The sequence below is a fragment of the Microbacterium sp. SY138 genome, from assembly GCF_039729145.1.
Classification (GTDB): domain Bacteria; phylum Actinomycetota; class Actinomycetes; order Actinomycetales; family Microbacteriaceae; genus Microbacterium; species Microbacterium maritypicum_A.
This window is the reverse complement of the sequence record NZ_CP155793.1, coordinates 2903571-2925023: the sequence shown is the minus strand read 5'-3', so window position 1 is coordinate 2925023 and position 21453 is coordinate 2903571. Positions and strand designations below refer to the sequence as shown.

At 67.0% G+C, this 21453-nt stretch carries 26 protein-coding genes and 1 tRNA gene; 11 read left to right on the top strand and 16 right to left on the bottom strand.

Going from position 1 to position 21453, the window contains the following annotated elements:
- Positions 1-6 precede the first annotated feature (6 nt).
- The gene (locus ABDC25_RS13960; RefSeq protein WP_347123244.1) at positions 7-648 is read left to right on the top strand and encodes an NAD(P)H-binding protein; all 642 of its coding nucleotides are present in this window, start codon (positions 7-9) and stop codon (positions 646-648) included.
- Between the two features lie 180 nt (positions 649-828).
- Here the strand turns inward: ABDC25_RS13960 and ABDC25_RS13955 are convergent, their stop codons facing one another.
- Both ABDC25_RS13955 and ugpC read right to left on the bottom strand, forming a co-directional pair.
- A complete protein-coding gene (locus ABDC25_RS13955) occupies positions 829-2133 on the bottom strand; it encodes a DUF4032 domain-containing protein (RefSeq protein ID WP_029258683.1) in 1305 nt (434 codons plus the stop codon).
- Positions 2134-2216: 83 nt separating this feature from the next.
- Positions 2217-3320 (bottom strand): sn-glycerol-3-phosphate ABC transporter ATP-binding protein UgpC, encoded by a 1104-nt coding sequence (gene ugpC, locus ABDC25_RS13950; RefSeq protein WP_021199080.1) that lies wholly within the window; start codon positions 3318-3320, stop codon positions 2217-2219.
- Between the two features lie 229 nt (positions 3321-3549).
- Here ugpC and ABDC25_RS13945 point away from each other — a divergent pair, with 229 nt between their 5' ends.
- The gene (locus ABDC25_RS13945; RefSeq protein WP_167255734.1) at positions 3550-4494 is read left to right on the top strand and encodes a thioredoxin domain-containing protein; all 945 of its coding nucleotides are present in this window, start codon (positions 3550-3552) and stop codon (positions 4492-4494) included.
- A gap of 45 nt (positions 4495-4539) precedes the next feature.
- Positions 4540-4615, top strand: a tRNA-Thr gene (locus ABDC25_RS13940).
- A gap of 54 nt (positions 4616-4669) precedes the next feature.
- On the opposite strand, the gene ABDC25_RS13935 is transcribed toward ABDC25_RS13940, so the two are convergent.
- From ABDC25_RS13935 to ABDC25_RS13915, 5 genes are all read right to left on the bottom strand, one after another.
- Positions 4670-4942, bottom strand: a complete 273-nt coding sequence (locus ABDC25_RS13935; RefSeq protein WP_021199073.1) for a DUF2510 domain-containing protein — start codon at positions 4940-4942, stop codon at positions 4670-4672.
- A gap of 256 nt (positions 4943-5198) precedes the next feature.
- Positions 5199-6068 carry a M15 family metallopeptidase gene (locus ABDC25_RS13930; protein WP_347123241.1) on the bottom strand — a complete coding sequence of 290 codons (870 nt, stop codon included), beginning with the start codon at positions 6066-6068 and terminating at the stop codon, positions 5199-5201.
- A 138-nt stretch (positions 6069-6206) separates the two neighbouring features.
- Positions 6207-6416: a hypothetical protein gene (locus ABDC25_RS13925; protein WP_021199071.1), complete on the bottom strand. Its 210-nt coding sequence runs from the start codon at positions 6414-6416 to the stop codon at positions 6207-6209.
- Between the two features lie 468 nt (positions 6417-6884).
- A complete protein-coding gene (locus ABDC25_RS13920; RefSeq protein ID WP_347123239.1) occupies positions 6885-7682 on the bottom strand; it encodes a M23 family metallopeptidase in 798 nt (265 codons plus the stop codon).
- A 196-nt stretch (positions 7683-7878) separates the two neighbouring features.
- Positions 7879-8016 (bottom strand): hypothetical protein, encoded by a 138-nt coding sequence (locus ABDC25_RS13915; protein ID WP_021199069.1) that lies wholly within the window; start codon positions 8014-8016, stop codon positions 7879-7881.
- A gap of 98 nt (positions 8017-8114) precedes the next feature.
- Here ABDC25_RS13915 and ABDC25_RS13910 point away from each other — a divergent pair, with 98 nt between their 5' ends.
- Positions 8115-8393 (top strand): hypothetical protein, encoded by a 279-nt coding sequence (locus tag ABDC25_RS13910; RefSeq protein ID WP_021199068.1) that lies wholly within the window; start codon positions 8115-8117, stop codon positions 8391-8393.
- Between the two features lie 31 nt (positions 8394-8424).
- On the opposite strand, the gene ABDC25_RS13905 is transcribed toward ABDC25_RS13910, so the two are convergent.
- On the bottom strand, positions 8425-8763 hold the full coding sequence (locus tag ABDC25_RS13905) for a hypothetical protein (RefSeq protein ID WP_029267214.1): 339 nt from the start codon (positions 8761-8763) through the stop codon (positions 8425-8427).
- Between the two features lie 238 nt (positions 8764-9001).
- Between ABDC25_RS13905 and ppk2 the strand changes: the two genes are divergently transcribed.
- Positions 9002-9880: a polyphosphate kinase 2 gene (gene ppk2, locus ABDC25_RS13900; protein WP_347123236.1), complete on the top strand. Its 879-nt coding sequence runs from the start codon at positions 9002-9004 to the stop codon at positions 9878-9880.
- The gene (locus ABDC25_RS13895) at positions 9858-10811 is read left to right on the top strand and encodes an aldo/keto reductase (RefSeq protein WP_021199065.1); all 954 of its coding nucleotides are present in this window, start codon (positions 9858-9860) and stop codon (positions 10809-10811) included. The genes ppk2 and ABDC25_RS13895 overlap by 23 nt, the downstream gene beginning before the upstream one ends.
- A 10-nt stretch (positions 10812-10821) precedes the next feature.
- On the opposite strand, the gene ABDC25_RS13890 is transcribed toward ABDC25_RS13895, so the two are convergent.
- From ABDC25_RS13890 to ABDC25_RS13870, 5 genes are all read right to left on the bottom strand, one after another.
- On the bottom strand, positions 10822-11496 hold the full coding sequence (locus ABDC25_RS13890) for a response regulator transcription factor (RefSeq protein WP_021199064.1): 675 nt from the start codon (positions 11494-11496) through the stop codon (positions 10822-10824).
- Positions 11493-12767, bottom strand: a complete 1275-nt coding sequence (locus ABDC25_RS13885; protein ID WP_347123233.1) for a histidine kinase — start codon at positions 12765-12767, stop codon at positions 11493-11495. The genes ABDC25_RS13890 and ABDC25_RS13885 overlap by 4 nt, the downstream gene beginning before the upstream one ends.
- A 9-nt stretch (positions 12768-12776) precedes the next feature.
- Entirely contained in the window at positions 12777-13592 is an 816-nt protein-coding gene (locus ABDC25_RS13880) for an ABC transporter permease (RefSeq protein WP_347123231.1), read from the bottom strand.
- Complete coding sequence (locus tag ABDC25_RS13875) at positions 13589-14500, bottom strand: ABC transporter ATP-binding protein (protein WP_021199061.1); 912 nt, start codon at positions 14498-14500, stop codon at positions 13589-13591. The genes ABDC25_RS13880 and ABDC25_RS13875 overlap by 4 nt, the downstream gene beginning before the upstream one ends.
- A 94-nt stretch (positions 14501-14594) precedes the next feature.
- A complete protein-coding gene (locus ABDC25_RS13870; RefSeq protein ID WP_029267207.1) occupies positions 14595-15221 on the bottom strand; it encodes an SOS response-associated peptidase family protein in 627 nt (208 codons plus the stop codon).
- A gap of 102 nt (positions 15222-15323) precedes the next feature.
- Here ABDC25_RS13870 and ABDC25_RS13865 point away from each other — a divergent pair, with 102 nt between their 5' ends.
- Positions 15324-16235, top strand: a complete 912-nt coding sequence (locus tag ABDC25_RS13865) for a DMT family transporter (RefSeq protein ID WP_031206933.1) — start codon at positions 15324-15326, stop codon at positions 16233-16235.
- A 4-nt stretch (positions 16236-16239) separates the two neighbouring features.
- Here the strand turns inward: ABDC25_RS13865 and ABDC25_RS13860 are convergent, their stop codons facing one another.
- Positions 16240-16887, bottom strand: coding sequence for a nitroreductase family protein (locus tag ABDC25_RS13860; protein ID WP_347123227.1), 648 nt, complete (start codon positions 16885-16887; stop codon positions 16240-16242).
- Entirely contained in the window at positions 16884-17288 is a 405-nt protein-coding gene (gene msrB, locus ABDC25_RS13855) for a peptide-methionine (R)-S-oxide reductase MsrB (RefSeq protein WP_021199057.1), read from the bottom strand. The genes ABDC25_RS13860 and msrB overlap by 4 nt, the downstream gene beginning before the upstream one ends.
- Positions 17289-17359: 71 nt before the next feature.
- On the opposite strand from msrB, the gene ABDC25_RS13850 reads away from it, so the two are divergent.
- The 4 genes from ABDC25_RS13850 to groL all read left to right on the top strand — a co-directional run bounded on the left by ABDC25_RS13850 (position 17360) and on the right by groL (position 21023).
- Positions 17360-18352: a DUF2332 domain-containing protein gene (locus ABDC25_RS13850; protein WP_347123225.1), complete on the top strand. Its 993-nt coding sequence runs from the start codon at positions 17360-17362 to the stop codon at positions 18350-18352.
- Between the two features lie 9 nt (positions 18353-18361).
- Complete coding sequence (locus ABDC25_RS13845; RefSeq protein ID WP_021199055.1) at positions 18362-18619, top strand: DUF3263 domain-containing protein; 258 nt, start codon at positions 18362-18364, stop codon at positions 18617-18619.
- Positions 18620-18700: 81 nt separating this feature from the next.
- Positions 18701-19279, top strand: a complete 579-nt coding sequence (locus ABDC25_RS13840) for a LytR C-terminal domain-containing protein (RefSeq protein ID WP_021199054.1) — start codon at positions 18701-18703, stop codon at positions 19277-19279.
- 124 nt (positions 19280-19403) lie between these two features.
- The gene (groL, locus tag ABDC25_RS13835) at positions 19404-21023 is read left to right on the top strand and encodes a chaperonin GroEL (protein WP_021199053.1); all 1620 of its coding nucleotides are present in this window, start codon (positions 19404-19406) and stop codon (positions 21021-21023) included.
- Positions 21024-21089: 66 nt separating this feature from the next.
- On the opposite strand, the gene ABDC25_RS13830 is transcribed toward groL, so the two are convergent.
- The gene (locus ABDC25_RS13830) at positions 21090-21377 is read right to left on the bottom strand and encodes a WXG100 family type VII secretion target (protein ID WP_021199052.1); all 288 of its coding nucleotides are present in this window, start codon (positions 21375-21377) and stop codon (positions 21090-21092) included.
- Positions 21378-21453: the final 76 nt, after the last annotated feature.

Below are 21453 nucleotides of genomic sequence, written 5' to 3'. Positions count from 1 at the left end.
CTGACCATGGCTCGCATCATCGTGATCGGAGGGACCGGGTACGCCGGTCGCCACATCGTCACGGAGGCGGTGAGTCGTGGCCACGCCGTCATCGCGATCTCGCGTTCGGAACCGACCGATCCGGTGGCCGGAGCCGCCTACCTGCAGGGCTCCGCGCTCGACCTGGCGCCCCTCGCGGACGCGTTCGTCGGTGCGGATGCCGTGGTGTCGGCGCTCTCTCCACGCGGCGACATGGAAGACCGTGCGCTCGAGGCGCTGTCGAACGTCGTCGAGCAGATCGCCGGTACGGCGACCCGTCTCGGCGTGGTCGGCGGTGCCGGAGGAAGCCTGGTGGCGCCCGGAGGCCCGCGTCTGTTCGATCAGGACTTCCCCGAGGAGTACAGGCACGAGGCGCAGGTCGGGATCGACTCGCTCGCGCTCCTCGAGGCGACCGACGCGGGACTGGACTGGTTCTTCATCCATCCGGCTGAGGTGTTCGGTCCTTGGGCGGAGGGCGAGCGTACCGGCCGCTATCGCGACGGGGGCGATGTGATCGTCCGCGATGCCGAAGGCAAGTCGTACATCTCCGGGGCCGATTTCGCCGTCGCCGTGGTCGACGAGATCGAGCAGGGCAACCACCACCGCGAGCGTTTCACCGTCGGCTACTGACCCCCACGCTCCGCCCACTCTCTCTCCCCCCCCCCACGCCCGCCGGGCCGCGTCGAGATCACGTGAGCTCGCCGAGCGCACGGCTTGCTGGCGTCAACAGGCGGTGCACTCGAAGACAACCCGTGCACTCGACTACCCCCGCACTCGCCGACAACCCGTGCGCGGGGAGCGGAGGGGCGGTCAGACCAGGTCGCGCCAGTCGACGTCCTCATCCTCGTCGGCCACCGGGGTCACGCCGGTGATCACCGGAAGGCTCATCGTCTCGGTGGGCGGCCCCATGATGGTGGCTTCGTCGCGCCGGTGGCGCAGCACCTCGTTGATGTAGCTGGTGAGCACCTCGGCGAGTGGGATCGAGCGTCCTTCCGCCTGAGACAGGTACCAGCGGTGTTCCAGCACCTGGTGGAACACCTCAGCCGGCTCGAGCTTGGCGCGCAGCTCGTAGGGGATCGCGCGAACGACGGGCTCGAACACGCGGGTGAGCCACTCGTGCGCGTACATCTCTTCGTCCGCCCATTGCTTGGTCGAGCGCGCGCGGAACTCGTCGAGGTCGTTGAGCAGCCGTCGTGCCTGGTTCTCCTCCACGTCGAGCCCCGTGAGACGGATGAGGCGCCGCTGATGATGCCCGGCGTCCACGACCTTCGGCTGGATCTCGACGACGGTGCCGTCCGCGGTGGTCGACATCGACATCTCATCGATGTCGAATCCGAGGGCGTTGAGCCGTTCCACGCGCTCGGTGATGCGCCACGTCTCGGCGGCGGAGAAGGACTCCTGTGCGGTGAGCTCGGCCCAGAGCGAGCGGTAGGACGACACGATGCCGTCGGCGATCGCGACCGCATCCACCCCGTGCTCGAGGCGTCCGCCGGCGGCGAGGTCCATGATCTCGCCGGCGATGTTCGTTCGAGCGAGGTCGAGGTCGTAGGCGCGCTGCCCATCGGTCAGACCCTCCTCATGGAGCTCTCCGGTCTCCGCGTCGACGAGATAGGCGGCGAAGGCCCCGGCATCACGACGGAAGAGGGTGTTCGACAGGGAGACGTCGCCCCAGTAGAAGCCCACGTTGTGGAGGCGCACGAGCAGCAGCGCGAGCGCGTCGACCAGACGGTTGGCGGTGTCCGGGCGCAGGACGCGCGTGAACAGCGCACGGTACGGCATCGAGAAGCGCAGGTGCGAGGTGACCAGTGCCGCGGGGAGGGGATCGCCATGGGCATCGGTGCGCCCCGCGATCACAGCGACCCGGTCGACGCACGGTACGTCGAGCCGGGCGAGGTTGCCCAGCATGTCGTACTCGCGCTGTGCCATCTCGGCAGTGGTCTCCTTGACGGCGACGACGCGACCCGAGAGGTCGGCGAACCGGACGAGGTGGCGGGAGAGCCCCTTGGGGAGCGAGACGATGTGCTCGGACGGCCACTTGGCGAGCGTGGTGGACCAGGGGAGGGCGAGCAGTCCCGGATCGACCTTGCTGGCGGTGATCCGCAGCGAATCCTGCATGATGCTCCTGGTGGCGTACGAAGAGGAAAAAGAGACGCGGCGCAGGCGACCGAGGTCAGCCTGCGCCGCGTCTGTGGATCCGATCAGGCGGAGACGACCGGCTTGTCGTTCAGACGGTCACCCGACTCGATGTCGAACGCGTGCACGTGGCCGGCCGAGGCGGCGAGCGTGACGGTCTCGCCGGCGTTCGGGTGGTTGCGACCGTCGACGCGAGCGACGAGGTCGGCGCGCTTGCCGTTGATCTCGGTGTGACCGTAGAGGTAGCCGTCGGCGCCGAGCTCTTCGACGAGGTCGACCGTGACCGAGAGGCCCTTGCCGTCGGCGGGGCCGACGACGATGTCCTCCGGACGCACGCCGACCGTCACCTGCGAACCGTTGGCGCGACCGACGGTGTCGCGGTCGAGCGGGACGACCTCGGTGCCGAAGCGGATGCCGCCCTCGGCGAGGTCGGCCGAGAACAGGTTCATCGCGGGCGAGCCGATGAAGCCGGCGACGAAGACGTTGTTCGGCTTCTCGTACAGGTCGCGGGGCGAGCCGACCTGCTGGAGCAGACCGTCCTTGAGGACCGCGATGCGGTCGCCCATGGTCAGCGCCTCGGTCTGGTCGTGGGTGACGTAGACCGTGGTGACGCCGAGACGACGCTGCAGCGATGCGATCTGGGTACGGGTCTGGACGCGGAGCTTGGCGTCGAGGTTCGACAGCGGCTCGTCCATGAGGAACACCTGCGGCTGACGCACGATCGCACGGCCCATGGCGACACGCTGACGCTGACCACCGGAGAGGGCCTTCGGCTTGCGGGTCAGGTAGGGCTCGAGGTCGAGGAGCTTCGCGGCCTCGAGCACGCGTGCGGCGCGCTCTTCCTTGCCGACGCCGGCGATCTTGAGCGCGAAGCCCATGTTCTCGGCGACGGTCATGTGCGGGTACAGGGCGTAATTCTGGAAGACCATCGCGATGTCGCGGTCCTTCGGCGGGACGTCGGTCACGTCGCGGTCGCCGATGAGGATGCGGCCGGCGTTGACCTCTTCGAGGCCGGCGAGCATACGCAGAGATGTGGACTTACCGCAACCGGAAGGACCGACGAGGACGAGGAACTCTCCGTCACCGACCTCGAGGTTCAGCTTGTCGACGGCCGGACGGGTTCCACCGGGGTACAGGCGGGTGGCTTCGTCGAAAGTCACAGATGCCATTGTGTTTCTCCTTCACCGGCAGGTACGTGCCGGACGATCCGTAGTGATGAAGCGGTGGGATGAGCCACCGTGACCCGTCTTTGGGTCGAGATCAGTATGACATGAACGGCTGTACCTGGGTATTTCTCAGCCTCACTGGTTAGCATCGATCTCGGCCGCGCCCAGCGGCGATCGTCGCTCAGCGGCGGTCGGGGCCAACCCGGACCCCCGCAGACTCACAAGAGGAACGATGTCGAGCGACGAAACGCCGAACGTCCCCACACCTCGCAATTCTCGCGAGGCCGTGCGGGAGAAGGCTCAGAAAGTGCACGCCCAGCAGTCGAGGGCGCGCCTCATGCGACGGATCATCATCGGCGCCGTCGCCGTCGTCGCGGTGGGGGCGATCGGCACCGCCGTGACCCTTGCGGTGTCCGCTCAGGTGTCGAAGCCGAAGCTCACCCCGACGGGGATGGAGTCGGATGGCGTCGTCGTCACCGACATCACCGCCGTTGCCGGATCCGATGAGGTCCCCGCGACGCCCTCGGCAGAGCCGACCGATGCGGGCGCTTCGACTGAGCCGACCCCCAGCGCGACCTCCTCCGACAAGGTCGACATCCACGTCTACGTCGACTACCTCTCGCCGGACGCCGGAAAGTTCGAGCGGGCAAATGCGCGTCAGCTCGCCGGTTGGATCGAGGAGGGGGCGGTCACCGTCAGCTACCACCCGGTCGCCTTGCTCACCGCGAGCTCGAACGGCACCAAGTACTCGTTGCGTTCCGCCGCGGCCGCCGCGTGCGTCGCCACGCACTCGCCTGCGCAGTTCTACGCCTTCAATCACGACCTGCTCGACGACCAGCCCGAGGTCGGCAGTGACGGGATGTCAGACGAGGACCTGGCGAATCTGGCAGCCGCCGTCGGCACCGACAACACCAAGGCCGTCCGGTCGTGCATCGAGAACGGTGACTTCGTCGGTTGGGCGAAGGAGGCGACCACGCGCGCGCTCGACGGACCGCTCGCCGGCTCGAAAGACCTGATGCTCAACACCGCGCCCATGATCGTCGCGAACGGCGAGGCGTACGTCGGTGCGTTCGACGACCCGGCCGAGTTCTCGCAGTTCGTGCTGAGCGTCGCGAGCGATGCCTCCCGTGAGACGCCGTCTCCGACGCCCACGTCGACCACCACGCCCGCCCCGTAGTTCGAACCGGGGTCGATGCCATCGCTAAGCTGATGGATGGCATCCGCCGACTTGGCGCAATTGGTAGCGCACCGTACTTGTAATACGGGGGTTACGGGTTCGAGTCCCGTAGTCGGCTCCACACACGAAGGCCCGCATCCCATGGAAACAGTCGGGATGCGGGCCTTTGTCCTGTCTAGGCGAGGAGCATCTCGACACTCCACCCGGCGGCAATCGATCCGCCGATGATCCACTTTTTCTTCGCGGGCATCTTCGCCTTCGCGCTGGGTTCCGCCTCGGTCGGCGTTGCGGCCTCACCGGGAACATCTGCCGCCGTCGGGAGTGCATCGCTGGTCACGTTGGCAGGGGCGGGCTCCGGCTCGAGCCAGTGCATACCGTCCCAGTAGCGCAGCTCGTTGTCGGCGTGCGGTGCCGGGTACCAACCGGCGGCGGGCGTGGCGTCTGACATGAGGGTTCCTCTCGGCTGCGATCGGCCACCCAGAAGACTCACAGGCCGAATGATCCGAATGCTGTCGGCAGTTCGGACATTCAGCGGAGGAATCAGGTCGGATAGCGCGGAAGGAGAGCAGATGAGACCGATGAACATCAGGCCAGCCCAGGACAGCCCCTCACGGCTCGAGTGCACTTGATCGCAAAAAGATCCCCGCCTAGCTTGGCGGGGATCTTCTGTCGTTTCAGCGTGTCACGCTGTTGACGCTGCGTACCTACTCGGGGGCGCCGATGTAGCGCGAGAGGTAGATGAAGGTGTCCCACGTCACGCCGGGCACTGTGGACAGCTCAGGAAGCGCCATCACATCGGTCGCACCGGCGTTGCGAAGGAAAGCGATCTGATCACGGAAGAGGTTGTACTCCTGCGGTGTCCCGAAGTTCGTCTTTCCTCCAGGCCGGAGGTGCACGACGATTCCGTTCGGGGCCTTGACGATTGCTTCCACGTTGTTCTCCGTTGCTGATGTCTCGGGGGTCGGCTTGTAGACGCCTGTGTACTCCCAGTGCCAGGCTTCGTCTGGTTTCTGCCCACCGGGCTCTGCCCAGTTCGGATGGATCCACCCCCACTGGGGGGCGTTCGATTTCATCCAGAGGTAGATCGGATTGGTCCATGCATCGATAGGGATACCAATGTCGATGGCGACAGCCCAGCCGTGGTTCGATTGCCCAGGTATTGCAGCGTTCTCGCAATGGCCCCGGGCGCACCAGTCTTGGCGGGCTTTGACTTGGTTGGGGAGGTCTCTGTAGGCATCTGACAGTGGCAGGTCGCGTCCGAACTGTTTCCGGAACGAGGCGTTCAGAGCAACGAGCGCTGCTACTGCGTCGGACCGCAGGTAGAGAGACGGCTTCCATGGGATAGGGGTGAGCGCATCCAGTGGGATCTCACCATTCCGATATGGCCCCCAGTCGGCACGGGCAGAAGTTGCCTGCCCCACGACTGGGCCCGCGGCAGCCACAAGGGCTGCGATGGCAGCTGCGGATAGGAAGATCCGTCGTGATACGGGTGGACGGCTAGCGGGCGGTGGTGCTGTGCCGGGGTTATCGGCTGCAATGATTCCCGGCGGCGGCGCCTCGAGGGTGTTGTGCATGGAACTAAACCTAGGGTTCACCGTCCGGCCCGCGCTGTCCCCTTTTCGGCCTACAGACGCGCGAGCTCAGACGTCGATATGTTGAGAGACCCCCACCCGGCTTCGGCCGGGTGGGGGTCTCTCGTCGTCCCTAGGGAGTCAGGACGTGGGGGCGCCGATGTAGCCGGCGAGGAACGAGAACGTGTCCCATGCGACGCCGGGAACCTTCGACAGCTCAGCGAGCGCCATGACGTCGGTCGCGCCGAGCGAGCGTCGCCGCAGGGTTCCCCATCGCCGGTGATTCCTTCCTCCGGCCGAGAGGTTCGGTTCTATGCCGAGGCATCCGACGTCCTGAACGAGAGCCGTCAACTCTCGTGTGAGCGGAGCACGGCGCGCCCACGTTCTACCCACGGGTGTCCGCGTCTGACGGTGGTTGTAGGCGGTTGAGCGTGGTCGATTGCGCCCGTCGTTTCGCGGATGTCCCCGCGCCGCGGCCGTGAAGGAGAGTTCGAGTCCCGTAGTCGGCTCTGAGACGAAGGCCCGCGTCCCTGGAGCCAGTGGGATGCGGGCCTTTATCGTGTCTGGGCGAGGAGTGTTGCCCACGATTTGCCCGCACTCTGCGCGCGGGCGGCGCTCTCGAGGTTCGCCGAGACAGCACTGAGATTGTCGTCGAAGAGGTCGGCATAGACATCGAGCGTGATCGCAGCGGACTCGAGCGATCCGCACCGCCGTGCAGGTCATCACCGCCGCGGCCGCGGCCGCGATCCACCGATCGCCTCGGACTCTGAACGCAGAAGACCCCACCCTGCCCGACGCAGGGTGGGGTCTTCTGTTGCTTTACGGAGTGGTTGCTGCCGGATAGATCTGCTGATACCGCGCCGAGGTGATCGGAGGCTGGAGGCCCCCCACCTCACGGTAGCCGACAGCTTTCAGGTACTCGTACTCGCCCCCGTCGATGTTCCGCTTGGTTCCTGCGGCGGGGTCGATGATCCAGCGGTATACGCCGGCGTCGGCGTTGGTTCCGTTGATGGGGGTGATGCGCAGGAAGGTCATGTCAGCGATTCCAATCGGTTCGTAGCCGGGGTCAGGGTTGGGGTTAGTCACGGGCGGAGATGAGTTGCCCGCCAAGAATGCGAGGGGGCTGACGAAGGCACCGTTCACGAGAATCTCGAAGTGCAGGTGCACTCCCATCGCGGAGTTGCGTGGTCCTCGTTGGCTGTTGCCCATGTAGCCGAGCACCTGCCCCTGTGCGACCGTCGCGCCTCGCGCGACGATGGGGGCCCCTTCGAAGTGGGCATACCTGCTCACAACGCTGTTGCCATGGTCGACGACGATGTGGTTCCCCCACCCGTGGGGATCGCTGGGCGTGGACTCCCAGTCGCCTCCGGATACATATCCACCTGCTATTGCGAGGATCGGCATGCCACGGTACCCCCAGGTGTCCAGCCCCATATGGCGTCGCGTGCCCTCACGTGGCGCGTTGAACTGTCCAGCTGCCTCGGTGGATGCTTTGAACGGGTCAGTGGGGTAGATGTATCCGTTCGCGGCGGGTACAGCTGCGGACGCCGATTCACCGGTCAGGATGCCGTGCCCGACGAGCGCTACGCCTGCGGTAATGCCGGTGGCCGCGAGCATGGTCCGACGCGATACGGGGCGATGTGCGAAGCTCGCACCCAGCGGATGTGGTTCTTGAGGAGGACTCATACGCACAACGTATTGAAGAACACGCCCGCCGCGCTGTCCCCTCTTTGGTCTACAGACACCCGACCTCAGAGCTCGATAACGTGAGAGATTGCCTCCCGCTTCGGCCGGGTGGGGGTCTTCTGTCGTTTCAGGAGACTTCGTCGGCGAGCGCCACGGCGTTACCCCACACCCAGCATCGGAACGTCTTCTCTTCCGCGCGGAACTCGACGACGGCGGCGAGGGGAGTGGAGCGCACGATCTGGGCACTGCCCACGGAAGTGCCCACGCTCTGCGCGCGGAAACGGATCAGCTGCAGAATCCGGTTGCCGGCAGCGTGTCCGTGGCCCCGACGGGATCGCGGGTGGAGGGTCGTAGGCTGGTCTGATGCTCCACGGACTGATCCGCCCGCTCGAAGCCCACAGCGTCACCCTCAAAGGCGAAGATCTCGCCGAGGTCCGTGCACAGCTCACCGCCCAGGCGCCTGCGGGATGGGACCTGGTGTCGGCCATGGCGACGATGGAGAAGGCCGGATCGATGCGATCCGTCGAGGGCAAGTTCCTGCGTCGCGACGGCATCCGCGAGATCGAGGGTGACGACATGGCCGCGCTCGAGTCCCAGGTGCCGGAAGGATGGCAGCTGCTCTCCGTGTGGCGGGCGAGCTGACGCGCGTCCGCACGTCGCTCATTCGGAGAGTTCAGTCCAGGTGAGGTGAGTCCGCGTCGCCGGTCGGCGGCGCTTCGACCACTTCCTCGATGAGGCTGATCCCGCCCGTGGAGCTCGCCGACTGCATGAGGTCCTGAATCCATTTCGGGTTGAGCTGAGGGGCCTCTGGCTCGTCGAAGGTGAAGCGCAGCGGGATCGATGGGTGCAGCCAGATGGTCGAACGGCCGGGGGCGTCGCCGTCGGGGTGCCGCCACGACAGCGTGAAGCTCTCATTGCGTCGCAATTTCGTGGCGATGACCACTTTGAGATGTGCGAGTGCGCGGTCCTCGATGTGGATCTCGTCACCGCTGCCGTACTGGATCGTTCCCATGAGTGAACGATAGCCGTGACTTCGACCTCGTCGCGTCTCCGGTGACGGCTGGGTGCGAGAAGTACATTCCGGAGTATCGCGCTACGAGGTGATATGTTACTAAGCGTTGAGTTTCCTGGTGGATTCAACGAGATCACGCCGGGTCGATGACGGCGCAGGTGGCCGACTCCCCGCCGCGGCCACCTGCGCTTTGCCTCATGCGTCGCGCGATCGAGAAGCGCCAGGGGAGGGGGAGGCGATGGGCAGCTCGTCCGAACTCCCGACGGTCACACGGGCGGCATACGCGCGCGAGAAACGACTGCTGCAGATCGAACTCCTCAAACTCCAGGCGCACATCACGCGCTCGTCGGAACGGGTCCTCATCCTGTTCGAGGGGCGGGATGCGGCGGGCGCGGGCGGTGCGATCGCACGCTTCATGGAGCACCTGAACCCCCGCGGCGCTCGTGTCGTCGCGCTCGACAAACCCAGCGATGTCGAGCGGACGCAGTGGTATTTCCAGCGCTACGTCGCGCATCTGCCGTCGGGCGGTGAGATCGTGCTGATGGATCGCTCCTGGTACAACCGAGCGGGCGTCGAACGCGTGATGGGGTACTGCTCGTCGGCGGAGTACGAGGAGTTCATCCAGACCGCGCCGGAGTTCGAGCGCATGCTTGTCGGTTCGGGCATCCGCCTCATCAAGCTGTGGTTCTCGATCGGCGAGGCGGAACAACGGCGCCGGTTCACCCGTCGCGGCGAGGATCCGCTCAAGCAGTGGAAGCTCAGCCCCACCGACCTCACGAGCGTCGACAGATGGGAGGACTACACCGAGGCAGCGGCGGCCATGTTCTTCCACACGGACACCCCGGCCCTCCCGTGGGTCGTCATCTCGTCGAACGACAAGAGGCGCGCGCGGCTGGAAGCGATGAGATGTGTTCTCGCACGGTTCGACTATCCGGGCAAGGACCCGATGGTCGCCCACGCTCCGGATCCGCGGATCGTGGGCCGCCCCTCGCAGATCCACGACGAGGGGGGAGGCATTGCCACCGTGACGTTCATGGAGCGCAACACGGCGTCGTCCGGGAATGCGGGAGGCGGGATCACCGGTTGCTCTCATCATGACCCGCATCGGTACCAGTGATCTCGACGTCCTTCCGCTCTCGCTCGGCGGCAACGTGTTCGGCTGGACAGCCGACCGTGACACGTCCTTCGCCGTCCTCGACACCTTCGTGGACGGAGGCGGAGACTTCATCGATACCGCCGACTCGTACAGCGCGTGGGTGCCGGGAAACGAAGGAGGAGAGAGTGAGACGATCGTCGGCGAGTGGTTGGCCTCGCGCAAACCTGCGGGTGTGGTCGTCGCGACCAAGGTCAGTCAGCACCCGCAGTTCCGCGGCCTCTCCGCCGCGAATGTCCGCAAGGCCGCCGAGGCCTCGCTGAAGCGCCTGGGCATCGATGAGATCGACCTGTACTACGCGCATTTCGATGACGAGACCGTTCCGCTGGAGGAGACCGTCAGCGCATTCGGGCGACTGGTCGAAGACGGCCTGGTCCGGCACATCGCCGTGTCGAACTACTCCGCCGAGCGTATCCGCGAGTGGGTCGAGATCGCCCGTCACCTCGGAGTCGCGCTGCCGGTCGCGGTGCAGCCGCACTACAACCTCGTGCACCGCAACGAGGTCGAGGACACGATCATCCCGGTCGCCGAGGAGTTCGACCTCGGACTCATCCCGTACTACTCCCTGGCCAGTGGCTTCCTCACCGGCAAGTACCGCTCGACGGACGCCGCGGGTCAGACTTCGCCCCGGGCGCAGGGCGCCGCGAAATACGCCACCGAAGCGGGCCTGCGGATCATCGACGCGCTCGAGGAGATCGGCGATGTGCACGGCGTTTCGATCGCCGCGACCTCGCTCGCGTGGCTTCGCGCGCAACCGACCGTGGTCGCACCGATCGCGAGCGCGCGAACCGTGGAACAGGTTCCCGACCTGCTCGCCGGGGCGCGTCTGGAGCTCTCGGACGATGAGGTGCAGCGGCTCGACCGCGTCTCGGAATGGGCGCCGTCGCGAGCCTGATGAGATCGGGCTAGTCGCCGACGAGCCCGAGCCGATGCGCCAGGATGACCGCGTGGATCCTGTCCCGCGCGCTGAGCTTCGCCAGCACACGACCGACGTGGGTCTTGACCGTGGACTCGCCGACGTACAGACTCTGAGCGATCTCTGCGTTGGTGAGTCCGCGGCCGATCGCGAGGAAGACGTCCCGCTCACGTTCCGTGAGCGATTCGAGAGCAGCGCTCTCCTCTGCGGCCGGAGTCGCGGGCGCTCCGCCGAGCCGAGGCGTCACGTGCTCCAGCAGCGCTCTCGTCACACGCGGGGACAGCACCGCATCCCCGCGGTGGACGGCGCGCACCGCGGAGATCATCTCGTGGCGCTGGGCATCCTTCAACAGGAATCCGCTCGCGCCCGCGCGGATGGCTCCGAACGCGTATTCGTCGAGATCGAAGGTGGTCAGAACGAGCACCTTGGTCTGCGGACGTTCTCGGACGATGGCCTCGGTGGCGGCGATGCCGTCCAGCTCCGGCATCCGGATGTCCATCAGCACCAAGTCGGGAGCGAGCAGCGCGCTCTGCGTGATCGCCGCTTTCCCGTCGCCGGCTTCGCCGATGACGACGATGTCCTCCTCAGACTCCAGCACCATGCGGAAGCCGAGACGGATCAGCTCCTGGTCATCCACCAGCAGCACTCTGATCGCCTGCGTCATGCGTCGTCCTCCATCGTCTGTCGCGGTGCGGCGGGCCTGCTTCCCGATGTGGGAAGCACCGCCCGCAGAATCCATCGTCCTCCATCCTCAGGTGCGGATCGCACCGTCCCATGCACGTGGGCGGCACGCTCGGAGAGCCCGCGCACACCGAATCCGTCTGAGCCGATCTCACCCGAGACGCCGTCGTTGACGATCTCGATCACGACCGTGTCGGCCGTGTACTCCAGCCGCACGGTGATGCTCTTCGCGGTCGGGGCGTGGCGCATGGCGTTGGTCACGCCCTCCTGCACGATCCTGCCGATCGCATGCGCGACGGCGGGGGAGACATCGGCCTGCCCGATGACGGTGAGCGTCGCCGGGTAGCCCGCGCGCTGAGCCGTCTCCACGGTGTCACGCGCGGGTACGGGTTGCATCGGCGCCAGGGGCAGCGGCGATTCGTCGTCGCGCAGCACACCGAGCATCGAACGCATCTCGGTGAGAGCGCCTCTGGCGGTGTCCGCGACGGATACCGCAGCCCTCCGGGCCTGTTCCCGATCGGGGGTGGCGGCCGCCCCTTCGGACAGTGCGACGATCACGGTGAGGGAGTGGGAGACGATATCGTGCATCTCCCGTGCGATGCGGGCGCGTTCCGAGGCGGCGGCGAGTTGCGCCTGCTGATCGCGCTCGATCAGGAGTTGACGGGATCGGTCGATGATGGCGAGGAGATAGCGCTTGCGGCCGCCCACATTGACCCCGACGAGCGTGCCGATGAGCCCGAGCGCGACGTAGCCGAGGGCGGTATCGATGCCGACCTGGAGCAGGGTCGTGCCGGTCAGCATGAGGATCGTGGTGAGTCCGAGGAACCAAGCGGCACCGATCCCGTAACAGATCCAGGCCAGACGCGCCGATCTGTAGACCGCCACGCCGTAGCAGGCGACGAGCAGGAGGACGATGCCTCCGGACATGCCTGTGAACAGTCCGACGGTCCCCAGGATCACCGCAGCGACGAAGGGACCCAGGGGTGCCCGTCGACGCCAGAGCAGAGTGCTGCATCCGATCGCGACCATCACCAACGTCGCGATGTTGATGGCGATGTATGTGCCCTCCGGGAGCGAGGTGTTGGGGTACGGCGCGGCGGGGGCGAGGGATAGGAACAGGCAGATCAGCGCGAGCAGGATGTCGGCGAACAGCGGATGGCGGGCCCAGAACCGTCGGAACAGGCCCGGGGCGCGCGGAAGCCGCAGCTCCTCGTCCTCGCGGACCGAGTCGCTGCGGCTTCGCGTTCTGCTCACAGGCCGACTTTACGCGTCGCGGGTGCGCAGCACGCCCCACGCGACGGCGGCACCACCCACGACCCAGCAGCCCAGCGTCAGGAACGCAACCGGAGCGTCGAGCGCGGCACCGGCTCCGGGCATGATCGCACTCCGTGCGGCGGCGTCCGGAAGGTAGGCGGCGGCCTGCAGGACCCATGCCCACGTCTCTCCGGCGAAGGAGAAGAAGTTCGCCACGATCGGCAGGACGAACAGCACACCGACGGTTGCGGCGATGGCGCCCGCACCGGAGCGCAGGACGAATCCGAACGCGACGCCGATGAGCGCGAAGACGGCCATCGACAAGGAAGCCACCACGATCGGAAGCACCGATGCTGTCGGGTCCGACCAGTCGATGCCCTGGTCACGCGGGGCGACGATGAGGGAGACGGCCACCGCGGAGACGACGAAGATCACCAGCGACGAGACGAACAGGAACAGTGCCAGCACCGTCGACTTCGCGGCCAGCACCGAACCGCGAATCGGGTTCGCAGTGAGCGTCGAACGGATCATCCCCGTCGAGTACTCACCGGTGACCGAGATCGCGCCGATGATGCCGGCGAGCAGCATCGTGAACTGGATCGGCATGACCACGGCCTGGATCGGGCTGAAGTCCGGCACATCGACAGCGAGGGCGATGAGCACGGCGATGCCGACCGTGAGGGCGGCGGTGATGCCGATCGACCACCACGTCGAGCGCAGGGTGGCGAGCTTGATCCACTCGCCGCGCAGTGCGCGCATGAACGTCAGCCGACGACCGGTGTCGACGCGTGTCCGCGTGGGAGCGGGAGCCTGTGTCGTGGTCATGAGATCTCCTTGGTGCGGTACTCGACGGAGTCGCCGGTGAGGGCGAGATAGGCGTCTTCGAGTGATCCGGTGGTCGGGGTGAGTTCGTGGAGCGGGATGCCGCGGTCGGCGGCCAGATCGCCGATCCGCGCGGCGGGCAGCCCCACGATGTCGAGCAGATCGGGAGCCGAGCTCACGATCTCCACCTCCGGCCCTCCGACGGCGGCAGCCAGGTCGGCTGGTCTCGGTGTGCGGACCCGCACCGTGTTCCGAGTCCAGGAGCGCACGAGCTCCGCGAGCGGGGCATCCGCGAGCACCCGACCGCGGCCCATCACGATGACGTGGTCGGCGGTCTGCGCCATCTCACTCATCAGGTGGCTCGAGAGCAGCACGGTGCGCCCCTCTGATGCCACGTGACGGACGAACTGGCGCACCCAGCGCACCCCCTCGGGGTCGAGGCCGTTCACCGGCTCGTCGAGGATCAGCGTGTGCGGGTCGCCGAGCAGTGCCGAAGCGATGCCGAGGCGCTGCCCCATTCCGAGCGAGAATCCGCCCGCGCGTTTACGTGCCACCGACCCGATGCCCGCAAGGTCGATGACCTCATCGACTCGGGAGGAGGGGATGCCGTGTGTCGCGGCCATGGCGCGGAGGTGGTTGCGAGCGGTGCGACCGGTGTGCACCGCCTTGGCGTCGAGGAGGACACCGACTTCGGTGAGAGGTGCGCGGAGCTTGCGGTACTCGCGTCCGGCGATGGTGGCACGCCCCGACGTCGGGCGGTCGAGGCCGACGATCATCCGCATGGTGGTCGACTTCCCGGCGCCGTTCGGGCCGAGGAAGCCGGTGACGCTGCCCGGCTTGACCGTGAACGACACGTCGTCGACGGCGGTCTTGTCTCCGAACCTCTTCGTGAGGCCTTCTGCTGTGATCATGGGCACAACGTTACGGAGCGCCCCGGGTGTCGCGCGTCCCCCTCAGGTACACATCTGACGGCGAAGTGTCCGACCCGCGTGGGACATCAGAGGGTCAGGCGCGAGGGCGAGCCTGCACCCGCGCGGCCATCTCGTCTGAAGCGATGACGGCCTCGTCGATGATCTCCCGCGACGCCGGTGCGGTCAGCCAGTCATGGCTCAGGGTGGACGGAACGAGGAGGGGCATCCGGTCGTGCAGGTCGACGAGGTGAGGGGGAGCGGGACGCATCACGATGGAATAGCACGTGAACCACTCGCCGTCGGCCGTGCGGCCGCGCTGCGTGACCGCAGCCATGCCGAACAGAGTGCCGTCGTCGACGATGAACTCGTTCCACTGCCGAGACGGCTTCTGCATCTCGTACCAGCTCGTCGCGGGGACGATCGCTCTCGACTTCGCCCCGCCCGGACGCTCCTGCAGCCGCTCCGAGCGGGTGTTGATCGAGGGGAATTTCGCCGGCTCGCCGTCGACGAGGAACCCCCACCACGCGGGTTCGAGGGTCGGGGCGGTATCTGGCTGCACGATCAGCGGGTTGAGGTTGCGCAGGTTCTTGCCCGTCGGTCGGACGGTCTCGCCGGCGTTCTCCTGCGCCCACACGCGGAGGCCCTCGAGCACCGCATCGTCGGCGGCGGCGAGGAGTTCGGCATCGGTGAATCGGGGATCGAGTCCGTAGCTCGCGCACATGCCGCCAGCGTAGTCCCGGCCTCGGACATTCACGGAGAGAGGAGCGGGCGAGCGCTCGGGTAGGGTCGACAGGTGCCAGAGACCCGTCGACTTCCCGCTCCGCTGGCCCTCGGAGGAGCGGTCGCGATCGGTGTCATGACGGCGATCCAGGCGCGGATCAACGGGGTGCTCGGTGTGCGCGTCGACGATGGGATCGTCGCCGGCTTCCTCTCGTTCTCCGTGGGACTCGTGGCGCTCGCCGTCGTGATCTCCGCCCTCCCGTCGGCTCGGCGAGGCGTCGCACGCCTGTGGAGCGGCATCCGACACCAGACGATCCCCGTCTGGATGCTGCTCGGGGGAGCGTGTGGCGCACTCACCGTCTCGACGCAAGGTCTCACCGCCGGTGTGCTCGGCGTCTCCCTGTTCACCGTCGGTGTGGTGGCGGGGCAGACCGTTCACGGCCTCGTGCTCGATCGGATCGGATTCGGGCCCGCAGGAGTCGTGGCGGTCACGCCAGGGCGGGTGCTCGGGGGGCTGCTCGCGCTCGCCGCGGTCGGCATCTCGCTCTCCGGCGACGTGCTGGCCACCGCGCCGCTGTGGATGCTGCTGCTCCCGTTCGCCGCGGGTGTCGGGATCGCCTGGCAGGCAGCGACCAACGGGCGCCTGGCCCAGCGGGCGCGTTCGCCCCTCGCCGCCACTCTGATGAGCTTCATCGCCGGCACCGTGGTGCTCGCCCTGGCATCCGGGGTGAGCATCGCGTTCCGCGGCGCACCGGCGGGGCTTCCCACCGAGCCCTGGCTGTACCTCGGAGGGTTCCTGGGTGCCTCCTACATCCTCCTCGGCACGTTCATCGTGGCGCAGACCGGGGTGCTGCTCATGGGCCTGGGGTCGGTGCTCGGGCAATTGGTCACGTCGGTCGTGATCGACCTCATGTGGCCGCCCGCGGCCGGACCAGCGCTCTGGCAGGTGCTCGCGATGGTCGTCGTGGCCGTCGCGTCGGTGGTGGTCGCGGTCCCGTGGCCGCGTCGCCGCTGAAGGGTTACTTCTTCTCGGCCTTCTTCGCCTTCTTCGCTTTCTTGGCGTTCTTCACCTTCTTCACCTTCTTCACCTTCTCGGTGTTCGTCGCCGTCTTCGGGGCATTCTCGGCATTCGCCTGCGGCATGCGCGTGACGAGCGCGCGTGCATCTATGGGCTTGCGTCGACCGGGCTTCTTGTCTTCGGGCTTGCCTCCCACATACAGCCAGCCGAGGAGCTCCTCGTTCTCGGCGAGGCCGTGAGCTCTGGCGACCGCCTTCGCGCGCGTGTAGTGGCCGGTGCGCCAGATGACGCCCCACCCCGCTTCGTCGAGGAGCAAGCTCAGCATGTGGGCGACACCGGAGGCGACGGCCTCCTGTTCCCAACGGGGTACCTTCTCGCTCTTCCGGTAACTGGCGACGACGGCGATGAGCAGAGGGGCACGAAGCGGCTTCGACGAGGGCGAGGAGTCGCCCTGGGCTTCGGCGATCGCCGCGCCCAGCACCTCGCGATCCGCGCCGCGGAGTTCGATCAGCCGCCAGGGGCGCAGAGAAGAATGATCGGCCACACGGCCGGCCGCCGAAATGAACGTGAGAAGTTCGTCGCGAGTCGGGGCGGTGTCTTCGACCTTCGACCAGGACTGCCGTGCCAGGACAGCGTCGAGGGCGCTCACGAGGCTTCGGGAGTGAAGTTCAGTGCGATCGAGTTCATGCAGTAGCGGTCGCCGGTCGGCGTGCCGAATCCGTCGGGGAAGACATGGCCGAGGTGCGATCCGCAGTTGGCGCAGCGCACCTCGGTGCGCACCATCCCGAGGCTGTCGTCCTCGATGAGTTCGACCGCATCGGGGCGGATCGACTCGTAGAAGCTCGGCCATCCGCATCCGGAGTCGAACTTCGTGCCGCTCTTGAAGAGTTCGGCATCGCATGCGCCACAGGTGTACAGGCCCGCCCGCTCCTCATCGAGCAGCTCGCCGGTCCAGGCCCGCTCGGTCGCGGCCTGGCGCAGCACCGCGTACTGCTCTTCGCCGAGCTCCTCGCGCCATTCTTCTTCGGTCTTGTCCACGCTGTACGACATGTGTCCTCCTGAGTCCCGTCCATTCTCCCCCGTGCGACGGGGTATCGGGTGCTCCGGGTCAGAATGGACGCATGACGGATGCCGAGCAGGAACGTTACGCACGATTCGCCCGTGACGAGGCCCCCGGCCGCAGCGCGCTGTACGCGGAATGGGCGGCCGGCGTGGCGGCCGATGTCGAGGTGAGGCGCATCCTGCTGCGGATTCCCGAGACCCGGAGGCAGCCGCCCCTCGTGTTCGCCGTCACCCGTCTGCTTGGGGCCGAGCTCGCCGGTTATCCGCAGTGGCGGGACTTCGTGCTGCGCAACGCCGACGAGGTGGTGGCGGAATGCGGCCGTCGCAGCCTGCAGACGAACGAACCGCTGCGCCTCGCCGCGCTGCTTCCCGTGCTGTCCGAGATCGAGGGTCCGATCGCGTTGCTCGAGATCGGAGCCTCCGCCGGGCTGTGTCTCTATCCCGACAGGTACTCGTACCGCTTCGTCGATGAAGAGGGTGCGCTCCGCGTCGGCCTTGATCCCGTGGAGGGACCGTCGACCGTCGTGCTGGAGAGCCGGGTGACCGGCGCGATGCCCCCGCTGCGGATGCCGCAGGTGGCGTGGCGGGCGGGCATCGATCTGGCGCCGCTCGACGCGGCCGACCCACGTGACCGGGGATGGCTGCGGGGACTCGTGTGGCCGGGTGAGGAGAGACGGGAGCAGCGGATCGATGCTGCGCTCGAGATCGCGGCCTCCGATCCCGCACTGCTCCTCGTCGGAGACGCTCTGGAACGCATCGATGCCCTGGCGGCTGCCGCGCCTGGGAATGCCACGCTCGTCATCACCACGCCCGGAGTGCTGGTGCACATCCCGCGAGCGCAGCGGAACGCGCTGGTCGCCCGCATAGCAGCGCTGGACGCCCGCTGGATCACGATCGATCCGCCGGGAGTGCTCGACGTCTGGGTGCCGTCGGTGGATGCGGACGACTGGCCGGGCTTCGTCGTCGCCATCGACGGGAGGGTGCGTGCCGCCGCCGATCCCCTCGGAGGCTGGTGGGAGTGGCGAACGTCTCCCTCGACCGTCGCGTCCTAACCTGGAGTCATGCTCGGAGACCTGACGGAGCGCGATCGCGCGATCCTCGCCATCGAGGTCGCCTGGCCGCGGCACGGCTCAGCCAAGGAAGAAGTCATCCGCGCCCAGCTGGGCATGAGTTCGGCCCGCTATTACCAGCTCCTCGGGCGGCTCATCGAGTCGGAAGCCGCTCTGGAGTACGATCCGATGCTGGTGCGGCGGCTGCGCCGCATCCGGGATTCACGCGCCAGGCAGCGCTCGGCTCGCACACCGGGTTTCGTCGGCTGAGAAGAGCCGTCGGCGGCTTCCCGAATCGGGTGTTCCGCGCCGCGGATCGGAATGCCAGGAAGGTGACGCTAGCATCGAGGGGTGTCCAAGCCCTCCCGCGATCGCTTCGATGACGTTCCCCGTTCCTCCGGACGTGTGGGAGCGCATCGCGCCGAAGCTCCGGGGATGAACGGCTGGGTCGTGCTGCTCTGGTCCTTCGTCGCCGCCCTCGTCCTCATCATCGCCGGGATCTTCGGTTCCCTCGTGGTGATGGGGCGCATCTCGCTCTTTCCCGAGGCGGCGTCCACGCCGGTCCCCACTCCGGTCGAGACGGGTGTGGTGGACACCTCGGTCTCCGTGATGATCCTCAACGGCACGCCGGACGAGGGGCTCGACACGCAGATGCGGGACGTCCTCGTCAACAATGGATGGGCGCCGGACATCGTCTTCGCCGGAGACAGCTCGAGTCAGGACTTCGCCACCACCACCGTCTTCTACGTCAACGATGAGGATGAGCTCGCCGCGATCGGATTGGCGAACCTCCTCGGTGGCGCTGCCGTGCAGCAGAGCGACTATTACTCCGGTCAGACGGAGGACGGTCTGAAGCAGTTCACGGTGGTGATCGGCCTCGATCGATCGAGTTCCGCGCCCGAGACGCCCGGGGAGACCCCGGCCCCCTGACCTCCGCGTGCGCCACTCCTCCGGCGGCTTGCACTCGAAGGTGTCGAGTGCCAGAATGGCGTTAGCACTCTCTTACTCTGAGTGCTAAACCCAACGTCTACGTCCAGGAGGGACGAAAAAACTCATGGCAAAGATCATTGCTTTCGATGAGGAGGCCCGCCGCGGCCTCGAGCGCGGCCTGAACATCCTCGCCGACGCGGTCAAGGTCACCCTCGGCCCGCGTGGCCGCAACGTCGTTCTCGAGAAGAAGTGGGGAGCCCCCACGATCACGAACGACGGTGTCTCCATCGCCAAGGAGATCGAGCTGGACGACCCGTACGAGAAGATCGGCGCGGAGCTCGTCAAGGAGGTCGCCAAGAAGACCGACGACGTCGCAGGTGATGGCACCACGACCGCCACGGTCCTCGCTCAGGCTCTGGTCCGCGAGGGTCTGCGCAACGTCGCAGCCGGCGCCGACCCCATCTCGCTCAAGCGCGGCATCGAGAAGGCCGTCGCCGCGATCACCGAGGAGCTGCTCGCCAGCGCCAAGGAGATCGACTCGAAGGAGCAGATCGCTGCCACGGCTTCCATCTCCGCTGCTGACCCCGCGATCGGCGAGCTCATCGCCGAGGCGATCGACAAGGTCGGCAAGGAAGGCGTCGTCACCGTCGAGGAGTCGCAGACGTTCGGTACCGAACTCGAGCTCACCGAGGGCATGCGCTTCGACAAGGGCTACCTGAACCCGTACTTCGTCACGGACCCGGAGCGCCAGGAGGCTGTCTTCGAGGACCCGTACATCCTCATCGCGAACCAGAAGGTCTCCAACATCAAGGACCTCCTGCCCATCGTCGACAAGGTGATCCAGGACGGCAAGGAGCTCGTCATCATCGCCGAGGACGTCGAGGGCGAGGCTCTCGCGACGCTCGTCCTGAACAAGCTCAAGGGCATCTTCAAGTCGGTCGCCGTCAAGGCTCCCGGCTTCGGCGACCGCCGCAAGGCGCAGCTGCAGGACATCGCGATCCTCACCGGTGGACAGGTCATCACCGAAGAGGTCGGCCTCAAGCTCGAGAACGCCACGCTCGACCTGCTGGGTCGTGCGCGCAAGGTCATCGTCACCAAGGACGAGACCACGATCGTCGAGGGTGCCGGTGAGGCAGACCAGATCGAGGGTCGCGTCACGCAGATCCGTCGCGAGATCGAGAACACCGACAGCGACTACGACCGCGAGAAGCTGCAGGAGCGCCTGGCGAAGCTCGCCGGTGGTGTGGCCGTCATCAAGGCCGGAGCCGCGACCGAGGTCGAGCTCAAGGAGCGCAAGCACCGCATCGAGGACGCTGTCCGCAACGCGAAGGCGGCCGTCGAGGAGGGCATCGTCCCCGGTGGTGGCGTCGCGCTCATCCAGTCCGGAACGAAGGCGCTCGACGCGCTCTCGCTCACGGGTGACGAGGCGACCGGCGCGAACATCGTCCGCGTCGCGATCCAGGCTCCGCTGAAGCAGATCGCGCTGAACGCCGGTCTCGAGGCCGGTGTCGTCGCGAACAAGGTCGCCGAGCTCCCCGCGGGCCAGGGCCTGAACGCGGCTACGGGCGAGTACGTCGACATGTTCGGCGCCGGCATCATCGACCCCGCGAAGGTGACCCGCTCGGCGCTGCAGAACGCAGCCTCGATCGCGGCGCTGTTCCTCACCACCGAGGTCGTCGTCGCTGACAAGCCGGAGAAGGCCGCTGCTCCCATGGGTGACCCGTCGGGTGGCATGGACTTCTGATCCTGCTCTCATGACAGAACGCCCCCGGCTTCGGCCGGGGGCGTTCTGCGTCGATACGCGTGTGCGTCAGCGGAACAGGCTGGCCGAGTACTGATCGGCGTCTGCGTACTGGGTCGCGACCGCGCCGAGCGACGTTCCGATCGATTCGAGCACCTGCTCCACATGGAGCTGCGCGCCCTGCCACTGCTCGGCGCACGTCTGGAAAGCATGGGATGCCGTGCCGGACCACGTCGACTGCAGCTGTCGGAGCTGCGCCATCAGAGTCGCGGACTCGCCCTGCAAGCGCTCGATCGTTGCGCGGGTGGCGCCGTGGGCCGCGTAGACGGCCTCGGTGTCGACGGTGAAGACAGACATGGGAACTCCTTCTCGTAGGGGTTCCGAGGCTAAGCGAGCGTCGGCGTCCTTATCCTCTCCGGGTCGCTGTCATCCC

Bases quoted from the DNA above. Each gene is read 5' to 3' on its own strand.
- ABDC25_RS13955 (WP_029258683.1), bottom strand. From the start codon at position 2,133: ATGCAGGATTCGCTGCGGATCACCGCCAGCAAGGTCGATCCGGGACTG.
- groL (WP_021199053.1), top strand. From the start codon at position 19,404: ATGGCAAAGATCATTGCTTTCGATGAGGAGGCCCGCCGCGGCCTCGAG.
- ABDC25_RS13875 (WP_021199061.1), bottom strand. From the start codon at position 14,500: ATGATCACAGCAGAAGGCCTCACGAAGAGGTTCGGAGACAAGACCGCC.
- ABDC25_RS13920 (WP_347123239.1), bottom strand. From the start codon at position 7,682: ATGCTCGCGGCCACCGGCATTACCGCAGGCGTAGCGCTCGTCGGGCAC.
- ABDC25_RS13945 (WP_167255734.1), top strand. From the start codon at position 3,550: ATGTCGAGCGACGAAACGCCGAACGTCCCCACACCTCGCAATTCTCGC.
- ABDC25_RS13960 (WP_347123244.1), top strand. From the start codon at position 7: ATGGCTCGCATCATCGTGATCGGAGGGACCGGGTACGCCGGTCGCCAC.
- ABDC25_RS13910 (WP_021199068.1), top strand. From the start codon at position 8,115: ATGCTCCACGGACTGATCCGCCCGCTCGAAGCCCACAGCGTCACCCTC.
- ABDC25_RS13890 (WP_021199064.1), bottom strand. From the start codon at position 11,496: ATGACGCAGGCGATCAGAGTGCTGCTGGTGGATGACCAGGAGCTGATC.
- ABDC25_RS13880 (WP_347123231.1), bottom strand. From the start codon at position 13,592: ATGACCACGACACAGGCTCCCGCTCCCACGCGGACACGCGTCGACACC.
- ABDC25_RS13830 (WP_021199052.1), bottom strand. From the start codon at position 21,377: ATGTCTGTCTTCACCGTCGACACCGAGGCCGTCTACGCGGCCCACGGC.
- ABDC25_RS13935 (WP_021199073.1), bottom strand. From the start codon at position 4,942: ATGTCAGACGCCACGCCCGCCGCCGGTTGGTACCCGGCACCGCACGCC.
- ABDC25_RS13850 (WP_347123225.1), top strand. From the start codon at position 17,360: ATGACGGATGCCGAGCAGGAACGTTACGCACGATTCGCCCGTGACGAG.
- ABDC25_RS13870 (WP_029267207.1), bottom strand. From the start codon at position 15,221: ATGTGCGCGAGCTACGGACTCGATCCCCGATTCACCGATGCCGAACTC.
- ABDC25_RS13895 (WP_021199065.1), top strand. From the start codon at position 9,858: ATGACCCGCATCGGTACCAGTGATCTCGACGTCCTTCCGCTCTCGCTC.
- ABDC25_RS13845 (WP_021199055.1), top strand. From the start codon at position 18,362: ATGCTCGGAGACCTGACGGAGCGCGATCGCGCGATCCTCGCCATCGAG.
- ABDC25_RS13930 (WP_347123241.1), bottom strand. From the start codon at position 6,068: ATGCACAACACCCTCGAGGCGCCGCCGCCGGGAATCATTGCAGCCGAT.
- ppk2 (WP_347123236.1), top strand. From the start codon at position 9,002: ATGGGCAGCTCGTCCGAACTCCCGACGGTCACACGGGCGGCATACGCG.
- ugpC (WP_021199080.1), bottom strand. From the start codon at position 3,320: ATGGCATCTGTGACTTTCGACGAAGCCACCCGCCTGTACCCCGGTGGA.
- msrB (WP_021199057.1), bottom strand. From the start codon at position 17,288: ATGTCGTACAGCGTGGACAAGACCGAAGAAGAATGGCGCGAGGAGCTC.
- ABDC25_RS13905 (WP_029267214.1), bottom strand. From the start codon at position 8,763: ATGGGAACGATCCAGTACGGCAGCGGTGACGAGATCCACATCGAGGAC.